The sequence below is a fragment of the Plastoroseomonas hellenica genome (genome assembly GCF_018129085.1).
Lineage (GTDB): Bacteria > Pseudomonadota > Alphaproteobacteria > Acetobacterales > Acetobacteraceae > Plastoroseomonas > Plastoroseomonas hellenica.
This window is the reverse complement of record NZ_JAAGBB010000026.1, coordinates 43,314-67,247: the sequence shown is the minus strand read 5'-3', so window position 1 is coordinate 67,247 and position 23,934 is coordinate 43,314. Positions and strand designations below refer to the sequence as shown.

The window sequence follows — 23,934 nt, the reverse complement described above, 5'->3', positions numbered from 1 at the left end:
CTCCCTTACCATCGTTCAATGGTGGGTTCCGTCTCCGATCTAGCCCCGACCGGCGCTTCCCCGCCGCCCCTCGGGACACCGGCGAAGTCTTCGCCGCGGCTGTTGCTGCGCCTGGTGCTGTTCGGCGCGATGGAGGCCTGGGGCATCGGCGGCGCGTCGGTGCTGCCACGCTCCCGCAAGGCCAGAGCGTTGCTCGCGATCCTGGCGATGGCCCCTGGGCAGCCGCTGCCGCGCGCCGACCTTGCCGCCCTGCTCTGGTCCGGCCGCGGCGAGGAGCAGCGCCGGGGATCGCTTCGGCAGACGCTGCATGAGTTGCAGGACGTCCTCGCACCGCTCGGCCCACCCCTGCTGATCACGACGCGTGACACGGTGGCGCTCCGCGGCGACGTGGTGTGGACCGATGCGATCGAGCTCGACCGAACCCTGTCGCCGGGAGCCACCTTCCTCAGCGACATGGGCGGGCTCGATCCGGCTTTCGACCACTGGCTCGCGGAGCAACGGCGGCACCTGCATGATCCGGGCCCTACTGCGATATTGCCATCGGCCGCCATCCGGGGGGCGCGGATCGGCGTGCCGCCGATCCACATCCAGGGCGCCGGGATCGCGCCCCACCTCTCCCACGCCCTGGCCCAGGAGATCAGCGCCGCACTTGCCCGCTTCCGCTGGCTTTTCGTCACCGACAGCGCGTCGCTCGCCGCCGCGGCGCAACGCTATGGCACCGAGGAGGAAGCCGCGCGCGCGCTCGGTGTCGACCTGTTGCTGACCGGCACCCTCTGCAGTGACGCCAATCGGCTGCGCTTTTCTTTCCGCCTGACCGATCTGCGCGAGACGGGTTCCACGGTATGGGCGGAGCGCCTCGAACGCGACGCCGCGGATATGCCCGGTTTGAGAGACGAGATTGCGTCGGCGATCGTCGCCCGGCTTGATCCCGAAATTCTACGGATCGAGACCCACCGCGCCGGCAGCGGCATGGCGACAACACCGTCCTGCTACGATCTGCTGCTGCGCGCCATCGTCGCCATCCACCGCATCGACCGCGACAGCTTCCTCGCCGCCGGAATCTGGCTGCGGGAGGCCATGGCGCTCGAACCCAACTGCGCGGCAGCCCATGCCTGGTATGCCTACTGGCATATCTTCCTGATCGGCCAGGGCTGGGCCGACGACAGTCCGCCGCTGATCGCCGAGGCCGGGTTCCATGCCAGCCTCGCCGTCGCGCTCGACCCGCTCGATGCCCATGCGCTCACCGTCGCCGGCCATGTGCGCGCCTTCCTGCATCATGAGGTGGAAGACGCCGCGGCGCTGCACGACCGCGCGGTGGCGTTGAATCCCAACCTCGCCATGGCATGGGTCTTCTCCGGCCTGACGCAGAGCTACCTTGGCCATCACGAGGACGCGCTACGGCGGCTGGACCGCTATGCCAGCCTGGCGCCCTTCCACCCGCACGCCTTCTACTTCGATGCAGCCCGAGCCGTTCCGCTGCTTTATCGTCGCCGGCACGAAGAGGCGGTGGAGGTCGGGCGCATGGTGACCGCGATGCGCCCCGGCTTCAGCTATCCCTACAAGACCTATCTCGCGGCGCTCGGCCATCTCGGCATGCAGGAGGAAGCGGCCGAGGTCCGGGCGAAGCTGCTCGCCATCGAGCCGGATTTCTGCATCGAGAAGGCGCTGCGCCGCACCCCGGCCCAGCGCCCGGAGGACACCGTCCATTACATCGAAGGGCTGCGGCGCGCCGGGCTGACATGATGCGCGATGACTGAGGCCGGGTCAGCTCAGGCCGCCACCACCGACACCTGGCGTGGATCGATCGCCAGCCAGACATCGCTGCCGACCTCATGCACATCGAGCGGCTGGGCGGCGACGCGCAGCCGCAGGCCGCCTTCCGCCGGCCGCACGACATAGTCCCAGCTCTCACCGAGATAGGTGCGTTCCGCGATCGTCGCGCGCATCACCGGATGCCCCTCCGGCGCCTGCGGCGCGGCACGATGGATCGCGAGGCTCTGTGGCCGCAGCGAAATCAGCGCCGGTCCGCCCTGGTCGAGCCCTTCCACCCCGGTCGTCGGCAGGGACAGCCCGTCGGCGCCGAAGGCGCCGCCGGCGACATGGCCTTCGATCAGGTTCGTCCGGCCGATGAAGCCGGCGACGAAGCGGGTGCGGGGACGGCTGTAGAGCATGTGCGGCGCATCGACCTGCTCGACGCGGCCGGCATGCATCACCGCGATGCGGTCAGACGTCGCCATCGCCTCCGACTGGTCATGGGTGACATAGACGGTGGTGATGCGGAACTCGTTGTGCAGGCGCCGGATCTCGAAGCGCATCTCCTCGCGCAGATTGGCATCGAGGTTCGACAGCGGCTCATCCAGCAGCAGCACCGCGGGCTTGATGACAATGGCGCGCGCCAGCGCCACCCGCTGCTGCTGGCCGCCCGACAGCTCGGACGGGTAGCGCTTGCCGAGATGGCTCATCTGCACGACCTCGAGGATCTCGCCGACCCGGCGGCGGATCTCCTCGCCGGGCAGCTTCCGGAGCTTCAGGCCGAAGCCGACATTCTCCTCGACCGTCATGTTCGGCCAGATGGCGTAGCTCTGGAAGATCATCGACATGCCGCGCCGCTCCGGCGGTACGATATTGTCGGGTGCGGAGATGACCTGGCCGTTCATCTCGATACGGCCGGCATCGGGCGGCACGAAGCCTGCGATCATGCGCAAGGTCGTCGTCTTGCCGCAGCCGGAGGGGCCGAGCAGGGAGACGAACTCCCCCTCCTCCAGCGTCAGGTCCACGGTATCGACGACGGTGAGGTGACCGTAACGCTTGGTGAGACCATCCAGGACCAGACGCGACATCGCTCAATGCCTCCGTAGCATGAAGTCACGCCCGGCGAGCTTCATGCCGATCGCGACGAAGACCATGGTGACCACCAGAAGAATGCCGCCGAAGGCCGCCAGCACTTCGAAATTGCCGGCTTCGCTGAGATCATAGAGCAGCACGGACATGGTGCGCGTCCGTGGCCCGACCAGGAACACCGCCGCCGACAGCTCTCGCGAAGCGACGATGAAGACGATCAGCCAGCCGCCGAGCAGCGCCTTCTTCACCAGCGGCGCGGTGACGTGGCGGATCGCCGTGAGGCGGCCGCCGCCCAGGATGCGCACGGCCTCCTCCATCTCCGGATGCACGGCGCGCATCGCGGCATTGGCGTTGGCATAGGCGATCGGGAGGAAGCGCGCCGCGAAGGCCAGGATGATCAGCAGCGCGGTGCCATAGAGCGCCAGCGGCGGCGAGGCATAGGCCGCGTAGAAACCGATCGCCATCACGATGCCGGGGATGACAAAGGGCGCCATCGCCAGGAAACCCAGCGCGTCGGCGAAGCGCGACAGCCGCCGCACCGCGATGTAGGCGACGAGCAGCGCGAGCACGAGGGCAATGGTCGCCGCCGCCGCCGAGAACCAGATCGTGTTCCACACCGAGGTCAGCGCCATCTCATGCTCGAACAGCAGCAGCCGGTAGTTGCGGATCGTGAGGTTGTCGAGCGAGAGGCCACGCCCCCAGGCCTTGGCGAAGGAGGCCTGCAGCAGCACCAGCAGCGGCAGCAGCACCGACAGCGTGCCCACCAGCCCGCACCAGCCGAACAGCGCCCAGCGCCAGGCACCGAGCTTGATCTGCCGCCGCTCCCCCCCCTTGCCGGTCTGGGAGACGAAGCCCTTGCGGGAGAGCATCAGCTTCTGCACGCCGATCATCGCGATGGTGATCAGCAGCAGCGGCATCGCATAGGCGGCCGCGACTTCCATGCGCACCGGGTATTCGAAGAACTGCCAGAGCTGGGTCGTCACCACGTTGATGCGCGCGGGTATGCCGATGATGGCCGGCGTACCGAACAGCGCGATGGTTTCCAGGAAGACGATGATGAAGCCGCCGAGGATGGCCGGCCACACCAGGGGCAGCGTGACCTTGCGCATGGTGGCGAAGGTGCCGGCGCCGAGGATGTTGGCCGCATCCTCCATCTCCGACGACACCAGGTCGAGCGCCGACTTCACGAAGATGAAGACCAGCGGGAAGGAATGAAGCGCGATCACGGTCGCGAGCCCGGCGAAGCTGTAGACGTTGAACAACGGGTCGCTCGCGCCCGTGATGGCCCGCCAGGTGATGTTGAGGAAGCCCGAATTCGGCCCCGCCAGCAGGATCCAGCCGACCGCGCCGAGATAGGGCGGCATCACGAAGGCCGCCATCACCATCGCCCAGGTGAAGCCCTTGCCCGGCATGTCGGTCCGCGACACCGCCCAGGCCATCGGCACCGCCAGCAGCACCGCGATGGATGCCGAGAGCGCGCCGAGCTTCAGCGAGTTGAACAGCGCATCGATGTAGCGCGCACGACCATAGGCGGTCGCGTAGTTCCCGAGCGTGAAGACACCCTCGCGTGTCTCGAAGCTCGATATCAGCAGCTTGATGAGAGGGAAAGCGACCAGCACCAGCAGCACGGCTGCCAGCAGCAGCCAGAGCAGGGTAATCGGTTCGAAGTTGCGCAGCCGCGCCCGGAAGCTCGAGCGCGGGGTGACACGAGGGAGGACCCCATCCGACACGGCGCGGTCAGACGCCAAAGGTGTCGCGCCAAAGCTCGCGCACTTCGGGCACGCCGCGTTCCGCCTCCTCCTGTGTCGGGTAGATCAGCTTGAGATCGTTGATGGCACGCGATCCGGGCGGCGGCTCCACCATGGGATTGATCGGGTCGCCGAAGGTCTGCCGGATGGTGTCCGACAGATACCGGCTGGCGGTGAATTCCATGAACAGCTTGGCGGCGTTCGGATGCGGCGCGTTGCGCGGAATGGCAGAGGGCGAGAGCGTCGCCAGCACCCCCTCCTCCGGATAGATGAGGCGCAGCGGATTGCCCCGCTGGGCCGAGAGCAGCGTGGTGCCGGAAGGCACCGCGATGCCGACCGAGCGCTCACCGGCATTGAGGCCGGTGACCGGATCCATGGAGGAACGGCCGATCTGCGGGCGGTTGCGCTCCAGCCGCGTGAAATAGTCCCAGCCATACATCTTGCGCATCTGCACGGCCCAGATGCCGATGGCGCCGCTGAAGCCCGGATGCCCGACCGCGAGCTGGTCGCGCCAGCGCGGATCCAGCACATCCGTCCACTTCTTCGGCGCATCCGCTTCCGACACCTTGGTGGTGTTGTGGGCCATGAGATAGAGGCCCATGAAGCTCGTGTGGTAGTAGCCGTCGGGATCGGCGCGGCGGAGTTGCGGCAGCAACTGCTCGTCATTCACCGGCCGGTACTGCAGCAGCCGGTTCTCGCGCTTCAGCAGGCTGTAATGGCCGAAATCGGTGGAGCTGAAGACGTCGCACTGGGCGACGCCCGCGCGCGTGTCCTGGGACAGCCGCTGGAAGGCGACCTGGGAGGTGGAGCGCACCACATTCACCCGCACGCCGGCATAGCGTTCGGTGAAGGCGCGACCCACGGCTTCCGAAGTCTCGGCATTGTACTGGCCGGAATACCAGGTCAGCTCGCCCTCGCGTCGCGCCGCTTCATGCAGGGTGCGTTCATGCGCCGGCATCTCCTGCGCCCGGGCCCGGCCCGCAGCGCCCAGCGCCGCGGCCGCCGCAGAGGCTCGCAGAAAGTCGCGCTTGCTGATGAGGATCATGATCGTGTCTCCTGCCCCGTGCCTGCGACGGGAGGAGGCCGTGCGTCACCGCTGACCGGTCGCGAGCCCTTTTCGGGCCCTGGCGCCGGACGTTTCCTCTTCCCTTCACAGGAGCTTGCCATGCACCGGCGGCTCCGTAAACCTGCTTGCATACAAGGATATGAGGGAACGTCATGGGACTGCTCGACCGCATCGGCGTCGATATCGGCCGCAAGGCGAAGCTGGAGGACGGCATCGCCTGGGCCGCCAGGAACGGCGTCCGCCACATCGACATCCAGCTCGACACCGGCGAGAACGCCTTCACCAGATTCGACGACGCCCGCTGCGCCGCGATCCGGGAGGAGAGCGCCCGGCAGGGCGTGCATATCGCGCTGCATACGCTCTCAGCCGTCAATGTCGCCGAGTACTCGCCGCTGCTGTCGGAGGCGGTGGATGCCTATATGCGCGCCTATATCGACATCGCGCCCAAGCTCGGCGCGCAATGGATCGTCGTCCATGCCGGCTACCATTTCACTGCCGATGTCCAGATGCGCATGGATGCCGGGCTCGACCGGCTGAAGCGCATGGTCGCCCATGCCGAGACCAGGGGCGCGCTGCTGCTGCTCGAGAACCTGAACAAGGAGCCGCCGAACGCCGAGGTCCACTACCTCGCGCATACGATGGACGAATGGCGCTTCTACTACGACAGGATCGACAGCCCGTCCTTCGCGCTCTCCTTCACCGCCAACCACGCGCATCTGATGCCGGAGGGCGTGCCCGCCTGGATCGACGCGATCCCGCTCGACCGCGTGCGGGAAGTGCGGCTCGCGGATTGCCGCCGCAACGGCGACGAGGAGCATCTGCGCCCCGGCGAGGGCGATTTCGATTTCGGCGACATGTTCCGCCGCCTGGAAGGCAAAGGCTATCGCGGCGCCTATACCAATGCCTTCGGCTCACTCGACGACATGCAGGCCGCGCGGCACCTGATGGTGGAGCAGGCCCGCGCGGCCGGCGTCGCGGTTTAGCGGCCGCGCAGATTCACGCCTCCGGGCGATACCGCCCTACGGCGATCTGCCAGGGTTTAGTTGCCGCGCAGATTCACGCCTCCGGGCGATACCGCCCTGCGGCGATCTGCGCGGTTTAAACGGAGAAAGGCTGGCCCGGCGTCGCGACCTTCACGCGCGAGGCCTGGTCGCCCATGGCGGCGACGAAGCCATCGGCATTCGGCAGCAGCATGGGGAAGGTGGCGTAGTGGACCGGCACCACGGTCGCGGCACCCGGCAGGAAGCGGCGCATCGCCAGCGCCGCGGATTTCGGCCCCATGGTGAAGCGGTCGCCGACCGGCACCATCACCACCTTGGGCGCGTGCAGTTCCTCGATCAACGCCATGTCGGAGAAGATGTCGGTGTCGCCCATGTGGTAGACGGTCGGCTCCTTCGTATCGGTCGGCGTGATCACCAGCCCGTTCGGCAGGCCGAGATCCTGGATCACCCCGTTCTCGTCGATCGCCGAGGAGGAATGGAAGGCCTGGGTCAGCGTCACCCGGAAGGCACCCTGGTCGGTGCCGCCGCCGGTGTTCATCGGATCGAAGCTCTTGAGGCCGCGCTTGGCGAGGTACATGCAGACCTCGAAATTCGACACCACCTTAGCGCCCGTCGCCTCCGCGATCTTCAGCGTGTCGCCGATATGGTCGGAATGGCCGTGGCTCAGCAGGATATGGGTGGCGCCGGCGGTCTCCGCCGCGACATCACCCTTGAAGGTGCCGTTGCCGGTCAGGAACGGGTCGATCAGCACGGTGGCGCCGGAGAAGCGCAAACGAAAGGCCGAATGGCCGAACCAGGTGATTTCCATGTCGGTCTGCTCCAAAGGCTGGGATCGCGCCGGAGTGTGGCGCGACCGCCGCATCACGCAAGGGGGTGCTGCGCACCCCTGACCAGCCGCCCCGGCAGCGCGCCCGTCGACACACCGTCCCGGAAGGTCACCTGCCCCGAAAGGATGGTGGCGACATAGCCATCCGCCCGCTGCACCAGGCGCTTGCCGCCGGCCGGCAGATCGTAGCGCATCTCCGGCACGCGGAGTTGCAGCCTGCCATGGTCGATCACGTTCACATCCGCCTTGTGCCCGGGTGCGATCAACCCGCGATCCGCGAGGCCGACCGCCATCGCATTGTCACGCGTGATGCGCTTCACCGCGAAGCCGAGCGGCAGCTTCGCCCCACGGCTGCGATCGCGGGCCCAGTGCACCAGCATATGCGTGGTCGCGCTTGCATCGCAGATATAGCCGACATGGGCGCCGCCATCGCCAAGGCCGGTCACCGTGTGCGGATGCCGCAGCATCTCGCCGATCGCATCCAGGTCGCCATCGGCATAGTTCAGCAGCGGCCGGTTCAGGATGGCGCGCCCATCCCTCTCCATCATCCAGTCATAGGCCAGCGCCGCCGGTGCCACGCCGCGCCGCGCGGCCTCCGCCGCGACCGAGGTGTCGGGATGCGGCTCGTAATCCGGGGGATCGCCGAGCCGGAAGATGCGCGTCCAGGTCTCGTGCCGTGCGCGCAGCGCGGGATCCGCCGTCTCCTCCGCCAGCAGCCGGTCGCGGAAGGCGGGATCACGGAGCCGTGCCATCCGCGCCTCGAAGGGCAGATCGGCGATCGGCTTGAAGGAAGGGCGGTGCAGGAACGGGTGCTGGCTCAGCTCGAAGCCGAACATCAGCCCGACCGGACGGCCCATCACCTGCGCCAGCATCCGGGTGCCCTCGGCATTGGCCGCGCTCACCTTGGCGAGCAGGTCGCGCCACAGCCCCGGCCGGCTCTCCCGCTGCAACAGCGAGAAGGTCATGGGACGCCCGGACAAGGCCGCGACCCGTTGCAGCAGCGCGAATTCCTCATCCGGTTCGTCGAAGTCGGAGATCACCTGCATCCAGCCTTCGCCGAGCGCCCGGATTCCGCGCGCCACCGCCGCCAGTTCCGCCTCCGCCGCGCCGAGCGTCGGGATCGGCTCTCCCGCCAGCGTCTTGTGTGCGATCGCCCGCGAGGTGGAGAAGCCGAGCGCGCCGGCACGGATGCCCTCCACCGCGAGCCGCGCCATCTCCTCCCGATCCGTCTCGGTCGCCGGCTCGCGTTCGGCGCCACGCTCGCCCATCACATGCACGCGCAGCGCCGCATGCGGCACCTGCGCCGCGACATCGAGGTCGTAGCGGCGCGCCGCGATGGCTTCGAGGTATTCGGGGAAGCTCTGCCAGTTCCAGGGCAGGCCCTCCGTCAGCACCACCTCCGGCAGGTCCTCGACACCCTCCATCAGCCGCACGAGCATGTCGCGCCGTTCCGGCCGGCAGGGTGCGAAGCCGACGCCGCAATTGCCGATCAGCGCCGTGGTCACGCCGTTCCAAGAGGAGGAGAGGACGCTCTCCGCCCATGTCACCTGGGCGTCGTAATGGGTGTGGATATCGACGAAGCCCGGCGTCACCAGCAGCCCGCGCGCATCGATCTCCTCGGTGCCGCGTGCGGAGAGGCGTCGCCCCACGGCCGCGATGCGATCGCCGCGGATCGCGACATCCGCCTCCACCGGCTCTCCGCCGCCGCCATCCGCGACATGGCCGCCACGGATCAGGATATCGACCTCTTCAGGCATCATTGCCTCCGGTTAGTTGGTGCGGCCGATTCAGAGCAGCGCATTAGTCGCGCCACGGATGCTGCGCCCAGAGCGCCGTGTATTCGTCGCGCAGCGACCGCAGCGCGGTCATGTAGGCCTCCGGCCCCAGGTAGCGCAGCGGCAGGTCCTGCTGCGCCGCGGAACGCTTGAACTCGTCATCGGCCAGCGCATGCTCGACCGACAGCGCGATGCGGTTCATCACCGGCAACGGCATGCCCGCAGGCGCCGCGACGCCGCGCATGGAACCCTGGACCAGGTCGAAGCCCAGCTCCCGGAAGGTCGGCACCTCCCGCACCGGGGCCCAGCGTTCGGCGGCCATCTGGCCGAGCGGCCGCAGCAGCCCGTTCCGCATGTCGTTCAACCCCTCCCCCATGTTCATGGCGGCGAGGTGGATGCTGCGCCCGAGGATGGCGTTGCGCACTTGCGAGGATCCGGCAAAGGGCACGTGCAGCAGCCGCACATTCGCCTGCCGCTCGAAGGTGAGCGTGGCGAGGTGATCGTCGGAGCCGACGCCAGTGGTGCCATAGGCGACCTGCCCCGGCTTCTCCCGCGCTTCGCGGACGAGATCGGCCAGGCTGCGGATCGGGCTGTCGTTCAGCACCCAGTAGCCGCCGGGATCGTCGACGATGTTCGCGATCGGCGAGAAATCCTCCAGCCGAAAGCGCGCGCGGCGCTCGATCGGGATGGTGACGATGTTCGGCGTGTTGATGAAGCCGATGGTGGCGCCGTCAGGTCGCGCGCGGGCAAGCTCGCTCCAGCCGATCTCGCCGCCGGCACCGGGGCGGTTCACCACCACCACCGACTGGCCGAGATCCTTCTCCATGGCGCGCGCCAGCGTCCGTGCCGCGACATCCGTGCCGCCACCCGGCGCGAAGGCGACGATCATGGTGATGGTGCGGTCCGGCACCCAGACCCCTTGCGCGGCAGCGGTGGCAAGCGGCGCCGTGGCGACCGCGAGCGGCGCCGAGGCGGCTCCGGCGATGAGTGTGCGGCGACTGATGTGCATCGGCTGTCCTCTCCCGGCGCGCGCTCTTGTGTCCGGCGCTGCGCCGGCCGCATGCCACCACGCCCGGGCGCGCGCGGCAACCCGTCTGGCCAGGTGGGCGCGATGCGCCTAGCCTGGCTGCAAAGAACCGGAGGAAACGCCATGGCCGCGCGCCACGACCTGGTCATCCGCAACGGCACGGTGATCGACGGTACCGGTGCCGCACCGCGCGAGGCCGATATCGCCCTCGAGGATGGGCGCATCGCCGCCATCGGCCGGATCGAGGGTTCGGGCGCCGAGGAGATCGACGCGCGCGGCGACCTCGTCACGCCGGGCTTCGTCGACATCCACACCCACTACGACGGCCAGGCCGTGTGGGATTCGCACCTGCAGCCTTCCGCCTGGCATGGCGTGACCACAGTCGTGATGGGCAATTGCGGCGTCGGCTTCGCCCCGGTGAAGCCAGGCGACCGCAACCGCCTGATCGAACTGATGGAAGGCGTCGAGGACATCCCGGCCCCCGCGCTGCACGAGGGCCTCGATTTCCGCTGGGAGAGCTTCGCCGAATATCTCGACGTGCTGGAGCAGCGTCCGCGCGACACCGACATCTGCACGCTGCTGCCGCATGCCGCGATCCGGGTGAACGTGATGGGCGACCGCGCCATGCGGCTCGAGGATGCGACACCCGCGGATATCGCGGCCATGCGCACCATCGCCCGCGACGCGGCTGCGGCCGGCGCCTTCGGCTTCTCCACCTCCCGCACCATCAGCCACAAGACGCTGGCCGGCGACCCGACCCCCTCGCTCCGCGCGCAGGAGGATGAGCTGATCGGCATCGCACGCGGCCTCGGCGAAGGCGGCGGCGGCCTGGTGGAGCTGGTCTCCGACTGGAACACGCCCGACCCCGCGACGGAATTCGCCATGGTCCGCCGCCTGGTGGAGGCGACGCGCCGCCCCGTGCTGTTCTCGCTGACCGCACGGCATGACCGCACCGAGGCCTGGCGCGAGTTGCTGGCGCTCTCGGACGCCGCCGCCGCCGAGGGCCTGCCGATCCGCCCGGTCTTCCCGCCGCGCCCCATCGGCATCCTGCTGGGCTTGCAGGGCTCACAAAACCCCTTCTCCGGCACGCCGTCCTACAAGGCGATCGCGCATCTGCCGCTGGCGCAGCGCGTGCAGGCGATGCGCGACCCGGCGATGCGCGCGCGCATCCTGTCCGAGGATCCGGTCGCCGGCAGCAGCTTTCCGCTCATCACCCGGCTCTCCTATGAGCGCATGTTCCCCTTCGGCGATCCGCCGGACTATGCGCCGCCGCGCGAGGCATCGATCGCGGCCCGCGCCCAGCGCGCCGGCATCACTGCCGCGGAGCTCGCCTATGACACGCTGCTCGCCGAGGATGGCCACGGCTTCATCTTCGCGCCGCTGACCAACTTCGCCGACTACACGCTGTCGGCCAGCGGTGAATGCCTGCGGCACCCGAATGCCGTGGTCGGCCTCTCCGATGGCGGCGCGCATGTCGGCTTCATCTCCGATGGCAGCTTCCCGACCTTCCTGCTGACCCATTGGGGCAAGCGGGAGGGCATTCCCCTGCCGGAGCTGATCCGCCGCCAGACATCGGACACCGCGCGCGCCGCCGGCCTCAGGGATCGCGGAGTGCTGGCGCGGGGGATGAAGGCGGATCTCAACGTCATCGACCCCGACCGGCTGGCGCTGCAGGCGCCGCGCATGGTGGCCGACCTGCCGGCCGGCGGCCGCCGGCTGCTGCAGCGCGCCCGCGGCTATCGCGCTACTGTGGTCGCTGGCGCCGTCACCTATCGCGATGGCGAGGCGACCGGCGCATTGCCGGGGCGGCTGGTCCGCCGCGGCAAGGTCCGGCTCGTGCCGGCGTGACGCTGTCCGAGACCGTTTGAAAACAACGGGCTCTCAGCGATGGCCGCGTTGCGGCAACGCCGCACGACTCTGGTCGGCGGTCGAAATAAATCCGGACACAACCTGACACTGTAGCCTTTCTCGACATCCTAGCGTGGCGGCATCGCGGCGTTGCTGGAACGACGCCAGCCACCGAGCCACAAGGATGCCCAGAGAATGGCGACGAGACGTTCCCCTCGCACCGGTCTTTTGCTGACCGTTGCTTCCGTGGCGCTGCTCGCCGCCTGCAATGGCGGTGGTGGCGGCGGCCTCGACTTCGGCAGCGTCAATCCTCCGGGCGGTGGCGGCACCAACCCGCCGGGCGGCGGTGGCACCACGCCGCCGCCGGGTGGTGGTGGCGGCGCCAATCCGCCGGGCGGCGGCGGTGGCCCCAACAACCCGCCGCCGACCACCAATACCTCGACCACCACGACGGCCGGCGTCGGCATCACCACCGACCCGAACACCGGCACGACCATCACCGTCCCCGTCAACGGCACGCCGGCGGCCATCGTCTCGCTCCCGGCCAATGTGCCGGCCACGCTTCAGGGTGCGGTCGGCGGCGCGGTCACCGGCCTGACCGGCGCGCTCAGCGGGCAGAGCGCCAACCCGGTCGGTTCGATCCTCGATCCGCTGCTCCGCGTCACCGTCGCCGACCAGAATCTGCTGGGCTCCGGCGCCGGCGCCAATACCCCGAGCCTGCTCTCGGCCAGCGCCTTGTCATCGACCACCGCCCGCGGCGCCGTGGTCAACGGCACGCTGCTGCCGACCACCGCGTCGGGCGGCAATGTGCTGACCAGCACGCTGCCCACGGTGCTGACCAATGTCGGCGACGTGCTCGGCGGCGTCACCGGCGGCGCCGTGAACCGCAACACCGTCGCTGGCCTCGCGACGCCGGTGAACGGCACTGTCACGGGCCTGGTCGGCACGGTGGGCGGCGTGGTCGGCGGGGCGGTCGGCGCCGTGAACGGCGTGCTCGGCGGCGTCACAGGCGTCGTGGGCGGCGCCACGGGCGGTGCGACCGGTGGCGTGCTCGCCCCGGTCACCGGCCTGCTGGGTGGCGCGACGGGTGGCACCGGTGGTGGCCTGCTCGCCCCGGTGACCGGCGTGCTCGGCGGGGCGACCGGCGGGACCACCGGTGGCGCGCTCGCCCCGGTGACCGGCCTGGTCGGCGGCGTGGTCGGCACGGTGACCGGCCTGGTCGGCGGTGTCGCCGGCGGCGGCGCCACGGGCGGTGCGGCGGGTGGCCTGCTGAGCCCGGTCACCGGCCTGCTCGGCGGCCTGACCGGCGGCACCACGGCACGCTGAAGCGTCCTCGACACGGGCTGCCGGCCCGCGTCCGACTTGGCCCGCCCGCACGAACCGTGCGGGCGGGCTTCTTCTTGCTCAGCCGCGGAACATGCCGCCGCCATCCACGTCGACGACGGTGCCGCTGAGATAGCTGCCGGGCTTCGATGCCAGGAAGACGGCCAGCGCCGCGATCTCCTCCGGTTCCGCCGGGCGGCCGAAAGGCAAGCCCTGCAGCATCTCCTCCCAGCGGCTCTCGTCGCCGAATTTCTGCGCGGCGCGGCTCTTCGACAGGGTGATGATGCGATCGGTGCGGGTCGCGGCGGGGTTGATGCCGGTGACGCGCACGCCCTGGTCCACGCTGCGCCCGCCGAGCGCCTGGGTGAAGGCGATCAGCGCGGCATTGCCCGCGGCGCCGCAGATGTAGTCCGCACGCGGTGCACGCCCCGCCATGCCGATGATGTTGACGATGGCGCCGGCCTTCGCCGCCTCCATCCCCGGCAGATAGAGCTGGCAGAGATGGATGTAGCCCATCACCTTCAGCGCCCAGGCCTGCTGCCAGCGCGCCATGTCGATATCGGCAAGCCGCCCGCCCGGAATCGCGCCGGCATTGTTCACCAGGATATCGATGCCGGGATGCGCGGCCTTGAGCCCTTCCCGCGCTGCGCCGTCACCGAGATCGGCGGCATGCGCGGCGACCCCGACATTGTGCCGCGCGCGGATCCCGGCTGCCGCCGCTTCCAGCGCCTCGGCGCCGCGCGAGACCAGCACCAGGTCGCAGCCTTCCGCCGCGAAGGCGGCAGCGCAGGCGAGACCGATGCCCTTGGAGGCGCCGGTCACCAGCACGCGCTTGCCTCGAAGTCCGAGCTCCATTCGTCCGTCCTCCCAAAACCGATGCCGTCCGGACGACAATCCCGGATCGGCGAAGATGCCCGCAGGAACTGGGGGCTGATTCGCGTTCGGTGAGCCGTGGCGCGCCGAAAAGACCTGCGTCAGATCGCCGCGCGCAGCCTGAAGCCCAGCACCACCGCATCGCGCAGCGGCCGCGGCCCGGCGCGCGGATCCGGCTCGCGCGCGCCGGGGTGGATGATCCATTGCACCAGGGGCCGGATGAACAGATGCGCCGGCACCAGCGGCACCTCGTAATTCGCCTCGACCACGGTTTCCGCATCCCGGGTCGTGCGGGCTTCGCCGAAGCCCTGCCGGTCGCGGTCCAGCCCGCGCGCGGCGCGGCCGATGCGGGCCTGGCTGACGCCGAGCGAGAAGGCCTCGCCATCGCGCCCGAGGGGATTGTACCAGGCCAGGCCGGCATCGAACTGGGCGCTGACCAGGTTGCGGTCCCCCGGCTGCGCGAAGGCGCGGCCGAAGACCGCGATGCGCTGCCCCGCCTCGCCGCGCCAGATGGTCGCTTCCGCGACGCCATAGCCGCCAAAATTACTGCCATGCCGGCGCGGTACGCCGTTGCCGGCGGGATCGGCGAGCGACAGCCCGGCCACGTCGCGCCGCTGGTCATCGAAGCCGCCATTGTGGAACCAGCCGCCGAGCTTCAGGCTGGCCGTATCGGCAACCGCGAAACTGCCCTCGGCGATCGCGAAGCCCCCGCCATGGACGGGAAACAGCGTGCCGTAGCGGTTGTGGCGCTGGGGATCCGTCGCTGCGCCATGGCGCCCGCCGGGATTGCCCGAGAAGAGCCCGATCCTGAATGCCGGGCCATCAACGGGATCGCCGAACGCCAGGCGCAACCCGGGCACCGCGAAAGGATAGGCGGCGCCGCCGGCGGGCAGGCTGGTGCTCAGCGCCACCGGCCAGCCGAAGCTGCCGTTCACCAGATTGGCGGCCGCATCGGCCACCGCGAATTCGGCATCGGCCGCCAATTGCCCGAAGCGCAGCGACCCGATGCCGTCGAGCTCCCGCTCCAGCCACAATTCGCCGAGGCGCAAGGTGGAGAGCGCCTCGGCACTGCTGACCGCGGCCAGGCTGCCGGCATGGGTCGCCGTGGCTTGCCGCCCGTAGATGCCGACGACACCGGCCGCGAAGCGCCAGCGATCGAGGCCGGCCGTCATGCCGAGATCGGCCTCCAACCGCAGCCGCAACTGCCCGAGCGCCGTTTCCCCGCGCCGCACGCCGCCCCGCGCCACGGTGACGGCATCGACCAGCGCCTCGCCCTGGAGGCAGATGCCGGCCGCGACCGCGGCCCCCGCTTCGCAGGCGCTGCCCTCCGCCCAGGCTGGGGTCGCGAGCAGCAGCGCCGCGATCTTCGCCGAAGTGAGCGGTCGGCACCGCCGCTTGCGGCGCGTCCCGCAACGCGCCGCCCGCATCCTCAGATCGCCAGTTCGATCAGGAAGGGCCCGGAGCCTGCGAAGGACTGCGCCAGAAGATCGCCGCAGGCCTCGAGCGTGGTGGCCTTGGCCGCTTCCACGCCCATGCCGTTCGCAAGCTTCACCCAATCCAGATCAGGATTGCCGAGATCCAGCATGTCCATCGCCGTGCGGCCGGGATTGGCGCCGACATTCTGATATTCGCCGAGCAGGATCTGGTACTTGCGGTTGGACAGCAGGATGGTGGTGACCGGCAGCTTCTCCCGCGCCTGAGTCCAGAGCGCCTGCAGCGTGTACATGGCCGAGCCATCCGCCTGCAGCCCGATCACGCGGCGCGACCCGCCGGCGCCGATCGCGGCCCCGGTCGCCAGCGGCAGGCCGCAGCCGATGGCGCCGCCACAGATCTGCAGCCAGTCATGCGGCGCCGCGGCATGGGTCTCCTTGAAGAAGCCGCGGCCGAAGGAGACGCTCTCATCGGCGATCACCGTGCCCTCCGGCATGATGGAGGCGATGGTGCGCGCCAGGCCTTCCGGCGTGGGCGCGCCGCGTGCGCCTTCCGGCCGGGGCCCGGGATCGGGAAGCGCGGCGGCGGGCGCCTTCAGCTCCTCGCAGAGCGCCCGCAGCGCGGCCTCGGCGTCCTGCTCGTAGCGGGTCAGCACATGCACCTCGGCGCTCGCCGGGTAGTGGATGGAGGGCATGTTCGGATAGGCGAAGAAGCCGACCGGCGCCCTGGCATTCACCAGGATCAGGTGCTCCACCCAGGAGAGGGCGGCGATCGCCTGGTCCGCCGGATAGGGCACGCGCTCCAGCGGCAGGCGGCCGCGGCCACGCTGTGTGCGGCCGTTCGACCCCTCCGCCATCAGCTTGTGGCCGGTCGCCTGTGCGGCCCGCCAGGCGAAGGCCTGGGCACCCTCGAACAGGGCGGGTCCGCCGAGCAGGATCAGCACGTTCTTCTTCTCGCGCAGAATGCGCGCCGCGTTGCGCACCGCCAGCGGATCGGCCGGCTGCGCCACGGGGACCGGCAGCGGATCGGCGACCACGCCGCCATCATCCCAGCAGGTGTCGGAGGGCAGGATCAGCGTCGCGACCTGCCCCGGCGCCGTGCGCGCCGCCTGCACCGCGATTGCCGCGTCGCGGCCGACCTCGGTCGCGCGCCGCGCGGTGCGCATCCACCCGGAAACGCCGCGCGCGACCCCTTCGGTGTCGGCGGTCAGCGGCGCGTCATAGGGCCGGTGATAGGTCGCCTGGTCGCCCACGCAGTTCACGATGCCGGAACGCGCGCGCCGGGCGTTGTGCAGGTTGGCGAAGCCGTTGCCGAGGCCGGGGCCGCAATGCAGCAGCGTCACCGCCGGCTTGCCGGCCATGCGCCAATAGCCATCGGCCATGCCGGTGACCACGTTCTCCTGCAGGCCGAGCACGCAGCGCATGCCGGGGATCCGGTCCAGCGCGGCGACGAAATGCATTTCGCTCGTGCCCGGGTTGGAGAAGCAGACCTCCACCCCGCTCTTCAACAGGGTATGGACCAGGCTTTCGGCACCGTTCACGAGCACATCCTCCTCGGTATTGCGGGGCGGAGGGTGCGCGAGCCCGGGCTTCGCGGCAAGCCGTCCAAGCTTGCGGAAGCGCCAGCTTTTCACAAGGATGTGTCGACGCTCCGCGCAGACGGGACGGAAAGGCGCCAGGGGGCGGCGCCGGCAAGGCTGGGGGATGATCGGAGCATGCCGCGACTGGCATTCGCGTTCTTCTGTTCGGGCTTCGCGGCGCTACTCTGCCAGATCGTCTGGCAGCGCATGCTCGGCATCTTCGCCGGCTCCGACACCGTCTCCGCGGCGCTGGTGGTCGGCGCCTTCCTGGCCGGGCTCGGGCTCGGCTCCATCCTCGGCGCCCGGATCGCCGACCGCCTTTCCCCCGCCCGCGCATTGCTCGGCTTTGCGCTCGCCGAGACCGGGGTCGCTGCCTTCGCCCTGCTGTCGAAGGCCTTCCTCTATGACTGGCTGGCGACCGATCTCGCCGGTGTCGTCGATGCACCCGCCGCGATCTTCGCGCTCTGCTTCGCGGGCCTCGTGCTGCCGACGACGCTGATGGGCGCTTCCCTGCCGCTGCTGTCGCGCGCGGTCGCGACCTCGCTCGACGCCGTCGCCGAGCGCGTCTCCCGCCTCTATGGGCTGAACACGCTGGGGGCCGGCATCGGGGCGCTCGCGGGCGGCTGGCTGCTGGTCGGTGAGCTCGGCTTCGTCGGCGCGCTGGTGCTGGCGGCAGCGCTCGACCTCGCCGCCGCGCTGCTCGCGCTCACGCTGCTGCCGCGCATGGACCGCACACGGCCCGCGCCCCGCGCGGCGCGGCCTGCGCAGCCGGCCCCTTTCGGCGGGCTGCCGCTCTGGTGCCTGCTCGTCTTCCTGTCCGGCTACGTGATCGTGGCGCTCGAGATCGTCTGGGTGCGACTGATTGGGCAGGTCGGCCAGTACCACGCCTATTTGTTCCCGACCGTGCTCGGCATCTTCCTGCTCGCCGATGGTCTCGGCATCGAGATCGCCTCCCGCCTGGTGCGGCGCATCCGTGATCCGCGCCCCGCCTTCTTCATCACCCAGGCAGCCGGCTTCGCGCTGGCGGCGGCGCTGATCCTGGCGCTCTGGTGGGTGCTGCCCTACGCGCCGCTGTCCGACCTCATGGCGGTCGACCATTCGCGCCTGCGCGGCGGACCGCTTCTGGCCATGGTGCTGCTCGCCATCGTCATCGTCGGCCCGCCCTCCCTGCTGATCGGCATGACATTCCCCTTCGTGCAACGCGCCGTGCAGCAGGATCTGGCGGAAGTCGGCGCCCGCGTCGGCTGGGTGCAGCTTGCGAACATCGCCGGCAATGCGGCGGGATCGGTCGGCACCGGCCTCGTCTCGCTGCACCTGCTCGGCACCGCGGGCACGCTGAAGCTGCTGGCGGCGCTGTCGCTGCTGCTGGTCTTCGGCTGGCTCTGGCGCGGCGGCTGGCGCCGCGGGCCGGAGCTGGCGCTGGGGCTGGCCTGCGCAGCGGCGCTCATCGCCCTGCCCGGCAATGCCGCCTTCTGGTCGCGCATGCATGCCGAGCGTCCCGGGCAGCGCATCGCCTGGTCGGAGGACCGCTCCGGCGTCGTCTTCTTCCGCGACGACCGGCGGGAGCCCGGCCAGCCGGATGGCCCCTTCTTCATCCAGGGCTTCTCGCAGGGCCGCATCCCCTTCCTGCCCATCCACCAGTTCATGGGCAGCCTGGGCCCGCTGCTGCATCCGGAGCCGCTGCGTGTCCTCGTCATCGGCGTCGGCAGCGGCGGCACGCCCTGGGCCGCCGGCATCCGTCCGGAGAGCCGGGTGCGCGCGATCGAGCTGGTCGCGCCGGTGCTGGAGGCGCTGGCAGAGGTCGGCCGTCATTACCCGGACGGTCCCATCGCCCGCATGTTCGCCGACCCGCGCTGGAACCTGGAGTATGGCGACGGCCGCCGGACGCTCGCGAAGGAGGAGGCGCTCTACGACGTGATCCAGGCGGATGCGATCCTGCCCGAGGGCTCGCATTCCGGCCTGCTTTATTCCGAGGAGTTCCTGGACCAGGTCCGGCGCCGCCTGGCGCCGGGGGGCCTCTATGTGCAATGGGCGCCGACCGCGCGCGTCGTCGAGACCTTCACCGCCGCCTTCCCGCATGCGCTGCTGCTGCTGCCGGGCAGCGTCCTGATCGGCAGCGACCGCCCGATCCCACTCGATGCCGATGCCTTGGCCGCGCGCTTCACCGCACCCGCGGCGCGCAGGCACCTCACCGCCGGCAATCGCGACTTCACCGACTATGCCGGGCTGTTCGCCGGAGGCGCCGCCGTCTGGACCCCGGCGACGCCGCGCGGGCGGGCACCGCTCTCCGACGTCTGGCCACGCGACGAGTTCTACCTCAACAATCCGATCCTCGGCGCCGCCAGCGCGGCGCGGCCATAGTTTTGACCGGGGTCGTCCCCACCATCCATGCCTGAGGGGGAAAGCTCCGCCATGCCCATGCGCCTGCTGCTGTCGGGTTTCGCCGCGGGGCTGCTCGCGGTGCCGACCTTCCACCAGTTGGCCATCTGGGCGCTGTACAATGCGGGGCTGGTGATGAACCCGCCCTTCTCGATGCGCCCGGTGGAGCCCTTCGGCCTGCCGCGGCTGCTCTGGATCTCCTTCTGGGGCGGCGTCTGGGGCATGCTGGTGGCGCTGATCCTGCTTGCCCGGCCGCGGCTGTCGACCATGGTCGCGGCAGTGACCGTGGGCCTTCTGGGGGCGGCGACCATCAGCATGACCCTGGCGCCGGCGCTGCGCGGGTTGCCGATGCCGATCCTGGACCCATCGCGCTGGTGGCGCCCGTTCCTGGTGAACGGTATCTGGGGGTTCGGCACCGGCCTGATCCTGGCGACGCTCCGAGGTCGAATGCGGTAATATTGCGCCCTCAGACGCCAGCGCCGCACATCCGTGCGGCTTGGCTTCCGCGCGGTCAGGGTGGCATTGGCGTCGGCTGATGGTCGCGCGCGGGGGCGCATGTGCGGCCCCAGGGCATCGCTTCGCTCGCCCCGCAGGGATGGGCGGCGGCCTGCGGCCGCGGGGGGAGCGCACCCATTCGGGCGCTCGGCACGAGCCGAACGCGTGCCGTTGGTATAGGCTCTACAGATGGACGACACCTTACGCGTCCGGCCCGATCCGTCCGACCCGCGCCTCACCCGCCGCGTCGCCGGCATCGATCACACCGGCGCCCGCATCGAGACCAGCGTCACCGTGGAGCGGCCGCTGACCCTCTATCTGAACGGGCAGGAGATCGTCACCATGATGACGATCCTCGATCGGCCGGAGGACCTCGCCCTCGGCTATCTGCTCAACCAGGGCATGCTGAAGCGGGGCGACCGGGTCACCGCCATCGACTACGACGACGACCTGCAGGTGGTCGTGGTGCGCACCGAGGCGCGCACCAATTTCGAAGCCAAGCTGAAGAAGAAGACCCTGACCAGCGGCTGCGCCCAGGGCACCGCCTTCGGCGACCTGATGGAGGATTTCGCCGGCGTCCACCTGCCGGCCGATGCGGTGCTCCGCACCTCCTGGCTCTACGGGCTGCTGAAGGCGATCAACACGCTGCCGACGCTCTATCTCGAAGCCGGTGCCATCCATGGCTGCGCACTCTGCGTCGCCGATGCACCGATCGCCTATATGGAGGATGTCGGCCGCCACAACGCCGTCGACAAGATCGCCGGCTGGATGTTCCGCGAAGCCGTGCCGCCCGAGGACAAGATCTTCTACACGACCGGCCGCCTGACCTCGGAGATGGTCATCAAGACAGTGCGCATGGGCATCCCGATCCTGATCTCGCGCTCCGGCTTCACCGCCTGGGGCGTGGAGCTGGCGCGGGAAGCGAACCTCACCCTGATCGGCCGCTGCAAGGGCAAGCGCTTCGTGGCGCTGGCCGGCGAGCAGCGCATCCGCTTCGACACCGACCCCGACAAGGTCGAGGAGGAAAGCGCCCGCCACTGGCGCAAGAACTCGCGCGAGGCCGAGGCGACCCATGAGTAGCATCCTCGGCGTGGTGCTGGCCGGCGGGCTGGCGCGGCGCATGGGCGGCGGCGACAAGCCGCTCCGCCTGCTCGGCGGCCGCCCCCTGCTCGACCATGCGCTGGAGCGGCTGGCGCCGCAGGTGACCCGCGTCGCGATCAACGCGAATGGCGACCCGGCACGCTTCGCGCAGTACGGCCTGCCGGTGATCCCGGATGGGCTGCCGGATCACCCCGGGCCACTCGCCGGCATCCTGGCGGCGCTCGACTGGGCAGCGGCGGAAGGCTTTGCCGATATCGCCTCCGTCCCCGGCGACAGCCCCTTCATCCCGCGCGACCTGGTCGCCCGGCTGGCCGCGGCGCGCACCGCCGCCGGCGTGCCGCTGGCCTGCGCGCGCTCCGGCGGCTGGGCGCATCCGCCGGTCGGGCTCTGGCCCGTCTCGCTGCGCAGCGCGCTGCGCGAGGCGCTGCTCGGCGGCGAGCGCAAGATCGATCGCTGGACCGCGCAGCACGGCATCGCGGAAGCGGAGTGGCCGACCGATCCCATCGATCCCTTCTTCAACGCCAATACGCCGGAAGAACTCGCCGAAGCCGAGATTCTCTTGCGGGCGTCATCGCCGGACGCCATATCCAATCCACAACGTCTCGGCACCGGGAGCTCGTCAGCATGAAGGCCTTCCTGGTCGGCATCACCGCCGCCATCCTCATCGCCATCGGCGCCGCCTTCGTCCTCGACACCGAAGTGCAGCGCACGGCGGAGAACGCGTTCCAGACGCAGGGCGTGCGGTTGTAGGCGTGCCTCGGGAGGGGCGCTGCCCCTCCCGAACCCTCCCCGCAAGGAGCCTGGAGGCTCCTTGACCTGCTTCACTTGGAGCCCTGATTGCGAAGGGCAGCACGCGCAGGCGGTCGCCGGGGGTGATCTCGGTGACCGGTTCCGGCAGTTCGGCGAAGGCATCCGACTGCGTGAGGGAGGAGAGCAGGCCGGCGCCCTCGCGTGGGAATTTCGTGGCGACCGGCAGGCCGTCGGTTCCGTCACGCAGCGTGACGCGCACGTATTCGCGGCGGCCCGCCTTCTTGCGGTAGGCGAAATCGGCGGTCGCGGCGAAGCGCGGCAAGGGCCGCGGCACGGCGCCGGCGAGGCGCAGCGCCAGCGGCCGCGCGAGGTGCAGGAAGGTGACGACCGCGGCCACGGGATTGCCGGGCAGCCCGACCACCGGGGTGCCGCCGATCACGCCCATGGCCGCGGGGCGGCCGGGCTTGATCGCGAGGCGCCAGAAGACCAGGCGGCCGGCACCTTCGATCGCGGCGCGGACGTGATCCTCCTCCCCGGTCGAGACGCCGCCGGTGGTCAGCAGCAGGTCATGTGCCGCCGCCGCATCCTGCAGCGCCGCCGCCGTCGCGGCCGCGCGATCGGGCAGGATGCCGAGGTCGCGTGCCTCCACCGGCAGCCCGGCGAGCAGCGCGAGCAGGGTGAAACGGTTGCTGTCATAGGTCTGCGCGATGCCGAGCGGCGCACCGGGCTCGGCGAGTTCGTCGCCGGTCGAGAAGACGCCGATGCGCGGGCGCGGCGTCACCGGCAGCACAGTCAGTCCGAGTGCCGCGGCGAGCCCGATCGCCGGCGCATCCAGCCGGCGACCGGCCGGCAAAGCGGGGCTGCCGGCGGCGATATCCTCGCCGGCCGGGCGCGCATTGGCACCGCGCTTCAGTCCTGGCGGCACCAGGACCGCGCTGTCCTCGACCTGCGCATCCTCCTGCATCAGCACGCTGTCGGCGCCCGCCGGCATCGGGGCGCCGGTGAAGATGCGCGCCGCTTGCCGCGGGCCGAGCCCCGATGCCGCTTCGCCGGCCGCGACGCGGGACGCGACGGCGAGCGGCGTCGCGGCACCGGGCGTGAGATCGGCATGGCGGAAGGCATAGCCGTCGACCGCGCTGTTGAAGAAGGGCGGCAGCGCCACCGGCGCCACGACGTCGCGGGCGAGGATGCGGCCGAGCGCATCGCGCAGCGGCACCGAAGCCTCTCCGGGCAGGGGCGGGATGCGTGCGGCGATCAGCGCCTCGGCTTCGTCCACGCTCATCAGCGCGCCACCGAAGGCGAAGCAGTCATCGGTGAGCTGTGCCATCAGCCGCTCTCCGGCCAGATGCGCGCGGGTTCGACGGCGAAGCGCAGCGCGAGCGCCGCCACCGCCTCCACATCGTCGAGCGCGGCGCGCGGCAGCGCATGCGGCGGCGGGACGTCCGATGCGGTAGCGACGATGCCGGGCATCTCCGGGTGCAGCCAGGGCTTGTCGTTGGCCGCGCGATGCACCTCGATCTTCGGATGCGGATCGCGCTTGAAGCCTTCGACGATCACCAGGTCGACAGGCGCGAGCTGGGCGATCAGCGCGCTGAGCGGCGGCGCCGGGCCGCCGCGCAGCTCGGTCATCAGCGCCCAGCGGTTCTCGGAGGCGACCAGCACCTGCCGTGCCCCGGCCGCCCGATGCTCGAAGCTGTCCTTGCCGGGCTTGTCCACATCGAAGCGGTGATGCGCGTGCTTCAGCGTGGAGACGGAGACGCCGCGCGCCGCCAGCGCCGGGATCAGCTTCACCAGCAGGGTGGTCTTGCCGGCGCCGCTCCAGCCGGCGAGGCCGATGATGCGCATCCTGCCCCTCGTCTCCCACAAACAGA

Annotated in this window: 19 protein-coding genes; 8 read left to right on the top strand and 11 right to left on the bottom strand. The window is 70.3% G+C overall.

The features are described 5' to 3' along the window. Positions 1-18 precede the first annotated feature (18 nt). A complete protein-coding gene (locus tag GXW71_RS20720; RefSeq protein WP_211854580.1) occupies positions 19-1,743 on the top strand; it encodes a hypothetical protein in 1,725 nt (574 codons plus the stop codon). Positions 1,744-1,769: 26 nt separating this feature from the next. Here the strand turns inward: GXW71_RS20720 and GXW71_RS20715 are convergent, their stop codons facing one another. Genes GXW71_RS20715 through GXW71_RS20705 form a run of 3 tightly spaced genes read right to left on the bottom strand, consistent with a single transcriptional unit; the run spans position 1,770 to position 5,634 of the window. Beyond that, entirely contained in the window at positions 1,770-2,840 is a 1,071-nt protein-coding gene (locus GXW71_RS20715; RefSeq protein WP_211854579.1) for an ABC transporter ATP-binding protein, read from the bottom strand. A 3-nt stretch (positions 2,841-2,843) separates the two neighbouring features. Next, positions 2,844-4,571, bottom strand: a complete 1,728-nt coding sequence (locus GXW71_RS20710; protein WP_211854578.1) for an ABC transporter permease — start codon at positions 4,569-4,571, stop codon at positions 2,844-2,846. 7 nt (positions 4,572-4,578) lie between these two features. Next, positions 4,579-5,634 (bottom strand): ABC transporter substrate-binding protein, encoded by a 1,056-nt coding sequence (locus GXW71_RS20705; RefSeq protein ID WP_211854577.1) that lies wholly within the window; start codon positions 5,632-5,634, stop codon positions 4,579-4,581. A 173-nt stretch (positions 5,635-5,807) separates the two neighbouring features. On the opposite strand from GXW71_RS20705, the gene GXW71_RS20700 reads away from it, so the two are divergent. Then, positions 5,808-6,638, top strand: a complete 831-nt coding sequence (locus tag GXW71_RS20700; RefSeq protein WP_211854576.1) for a sugar phosphate isomerase/epimerase family protein — start codon at positions 5,808-5,810, stop codon at positions 6,636-6,638. A 115-nt stretch (positions 6,639-6,753) separates the two neighbouring features. On the opposite strand, the gene GXW71_RS20695 is transcribed toward GXW71_RS20700, so the two are convergent. From GXW71_RS20695 to GXW71_RS20685, 3 genes are read right to left on the bottom strand one after another with little or no spacing between them, the layout of a single operon-like run. Continuing rightward, entirely contained in the window at positions 6,754-7,464 is a 711-nt protein-coding gene (locus GXW71_RS20695) for a metal-dependent hydrolase (protein ID WP_211854575.1), read from the bottom strand. Between the two features lie 53 nt (positions 7,465-7,517). Further along, positions 7,518-9,239, bottom strand: coding sequence for an N-acyl-D-amino-acid deacylase family protein (locus GXW71_RS20690; protein WP_211854574.1), 1,722 nt, complete (start codon positions 9,237-9,239; stop codon positions 7,518-7,520). A gap of 43 nt (positions 9,240-9,282) precedes the next feature. Next, a complete protein-coding gene (locus GXW71_RS20685; RefSeq protein WP_211854573.1) occupies positions 9,283-10,266 on the bottom strand; it encodes a tripartite tricarboxylate transporter substrate binding protein in 984 nt (327 codons plus the stop codon). Between the two features lie 141 nt (positions 10,267-10,407). Between GXW71_RS20685 and GXW71_RS20680 the strand changes: the two genes are divergently transcribed. After that, positions 10,408-12,132, top strand: a complete 1,725-nt coding sequence (locus tag GXW71_RS20680; protein WP_211854572.1) for an N-acyl-D-amino-acid deacylase family protein — start codon at positions 10,408-10,410, stop codon at positions 12,130-12,132. Positions 12,133-12,327: 195 nt separating this feature from the next. Continuing rightward, positions 12,328-13,458 (top strand): hypothetical protein, encoded by a 1,131-nt coding sequence (locus GXW71_RS20675; RefSeq protein ID WP_211854571.1) that lies wholly within the window; start codon positions 12,328-12,330, stop codon positions 13,456-13,458. A 78-nt stretch (positions 13,459-13,536) separates the two neighbouring features. On the opposite strand, the gene GXW71_RS20670 is transcribed toward GXW71_RS20675, so the two are convergent. From GXW71_RS20670 to GXW71_RS20660, 3 genes are all read right to left on the bottom strand, one after another. Beyond that, complete coding sequence (locus GXW71_RS20670; protein WP_211854570.1) at positions 13,537-14,310, bottom strand: short-chain dehydrogenase/reductase; 774 nt, start codon at positions 14,308-14,310, stop codon at positions 13,537-13,539. A gap of 119 nt (positions 14,311-14,429) precedes the next feature. Continuing rightward, complete coding sequence (locus GXW71_RS20665) at positions 14,430-15,755, bottom strand: carbohydrate porin (protein WP_211854569.1); 1,326 nt, start codon at positions 15,753-15,755, stop codon at positions 14,430-14,432. A gap of 2 nt (positions 15,756-15,757) precedes the next feature. Further along, positions 15,758-17,299, bottom strand: coding sequence for an acetolactate synthase large subunit (locus GXW71_RS20660; protein ID WP_211854568.1), 1,542 nt, complete (start codon positions 17,297-17,299; stop codon positions 15,758-15,760). Between the two features lie 174 nt (positions 17,300-17,473). On the opposite strand from GXW71_RS20660, the gene GXW71_RS20655 reads away from it, so the two are divergent. The 4 genes from GXW71_RS20655 (at position 17,474) to mobA (ending at position 21,941) form a co-directional block, all read left to right on the top strand. Then, on the top strand, positions 17,474-19,699 hold the full coding sequence (locus GXW71_RS20655) for a fused MFS/spermidine synthase (protein WP_211854567.1): 2,226 nt from the start codon (positions 17,474-17,476) through the stop codon (positions 19,697-19,699). Between the two features lie 51 nt (positions 19,700-19,750). Next, the gene (locus GXW71_RS20650) at positions 19,751-20,173 is read left to right on the top strand and encodes a hypothetical protein (RefSeq protein WP_211854565.1); all 423 of its coding nucleotides are present in this window, start codon (positions 19,751-19,753) and stop codon (positions 20,171-20,173) included. Between the two features lie 228 nt (positions 20,174-20,401). Next, the gene (gene fdhD / locus GXW71_RS20645) at positions 20,402-21,292 is read left to right on the top strand and encodes a formate dehydrogenase accessory sulfurtransferase FdhD (protein WP_211854564.1); all 891 of its coding nucleotides are present in this window, start codon (positions 20,402-20,404) and stop codon (positions 21,290-21,292) included. Next, complete coding sequence (mobA, locus tag GXW71_RS20640; protein WP_211854563.1) at positions 21,285-21,941, top strand: molybdenum cofactor guanylyltransferase MobA; 657 nt, start codon at positions 21,285-21,287, stop codon at positions 21,939-21,941. The genes fdhD and mobA overlap by 8 nt, the downstream gene beginning before the upstream one ends. A gap of 33 nt (positions 21,942-21,974) precedes the next feature. Here mobA and GXW71_RS20635 read toward each other — a convergent pair whose 3' ends face one another. Together GXW71_RS20635 and mobB are read right to left on the bottom strand one after the other, a co-directional pair. After that, positions 21,975-23,390: a molybdopterin molybdotransferase MoeA gene (locus tag GXW71_RS20635; protein ID WP_211854562.1), complete on the bottom strand. Its 1,416-nt coding sequence runs from the start codon at positions 23,388-23,390 to the stop codon at positions 21,975-21,977. After that, on the bottom strand, positions 23,390-23,908 hold the full coding sequence (gene mobB, locus GXW71_RS20630) for a molybdopterin-guanine dinucleotide biosynthesis protein B (RefSeq protein ID WP_211854561.1): 519 nt from the start codon (positions 23,906-23,908) through the stop codon (positions 23,390-23,392). The genes GXW71_RS20635 and mobB overlap by 1 nt, the downstream gene beginning before the upstream one ends. Between the last annotated feature and the right edge of the window lie 26 nt (positions 23,909-23,934).

Coding starts and splice junctions, on each gene's coding strand:
- GXW71_RS20720 (WP_211854580.1), top strand. CDS start 19: ATGGTGGGTTCCGTCTCCGATCTAGCCCCGACCGGCGCTTCCCCGCCG.
- GXW71_RS20715 (WP_211854579.1), bottom strand. CDS start 2,840: ATGTCGCGTCTGGTCCTGGATGGTCTCACCAAGCGTTACGGTCACCTC.
- GXW71_RS20705 (WP_211854577.1), bottom strand. CDS start 5,634: ATGATCCTCATCAGCAAGCGCGACTTTCTGCGAGCCTCTGCGGCGGCC.
- GXW71_RS20700 (WP_211854576.1), top strand. CDS start 5,808: ATGGGACTGCTCGACCGCATCGGCGTCGATATCGGCCGCAAGGCGAAG.
- GXW71_RS20695 (WP_211854575.1), bottom strand. CDS start 7,464: ATGGAAATCACCTGGTTCGGCCATTCGGCCTTTCGTTTGCGCTTCTCC.
- GXW71_RS20690 (WP_211854574.1), bottom strand. CDS start 9,239: ATGCCTGAAGAGGTCGATATCCTGATCCGTGGCGGCCATGTCGCGGAT.
- GXW71_RS20685 (WP_211854573.1), bottom strand. CDS start 10,266: ATGCACATCAGTCGCCGCACACTCATCGCCGGAGCCGCCTCGGCGCCG.
- GXW71_RS20680 (WP_211854572.1), top strand. CDS start 10,408: ATGGCCGCGCGCCACGACCTGGTCATCCGCAACGGCACGGTGATCGAC.
- GXW71_RS20675 (WP_211854571.1), top strand. CDS start 12,328: ATGGCGACGAGACGTTCCCCTCGCACCGGTCTTTTGCTGACCGTTGCT.
- GXW71_RS20670 (WP_211854570.1), bottom strand. CDS start 14,310: ATGGAGCTCGGACTTCGAGGCAAGCGCGTGCTGGTGACCGGCGCCTCC.
- GXW71_RS20665 (WP_211854569.1), bottom strand. CDS start 15,755: ATGCGGGCGGCGCGTTGCGGGACGCGCCGCAAGCGGCGGTGCCGACCG.
- GXW71_RS20655 (WP_211854567.1), top strand. CDS start 17,474: ATGCCGCGACTGGCATTCGCGTTCTTCTGTTCGGGCTTCGCGGCGCTA.
- GXW71_RS20650 (WP_211854565.1), top strand. CDS start 19,751: ATGCCCATGCGCCTGCTGCTGTCGGGTTTCGCCGCGGGGCTGCTCGCG.
- fdhD (WP_211854564.1), top strand. CDS start 20,402: ATGGACGACACCTTACGCGTCCGGCCCGATCCGTCCGACCCGCGCCTC.
- mobA (WP_211854563.1), top strand. CDS start 21,285: ATGAGTAGCATCCTCGGCGTGGTGCTGGCCGGCGGGCTGGCGCGGCGC.
- GXW71_RS20635 (WP_211854562.1), bottom strand. CDS start 23,390: ATGGCACAGCTCACCGATGACTGCTTCGCCTTCGGTGGCGCGCTGATG.
- mobB (WP_211854561.1), bottom strand. CDS start 23,908: ATGCGCATCATCGGCCTCGCCGGCTGGAGCGGCGCCGGCAAGACCACC.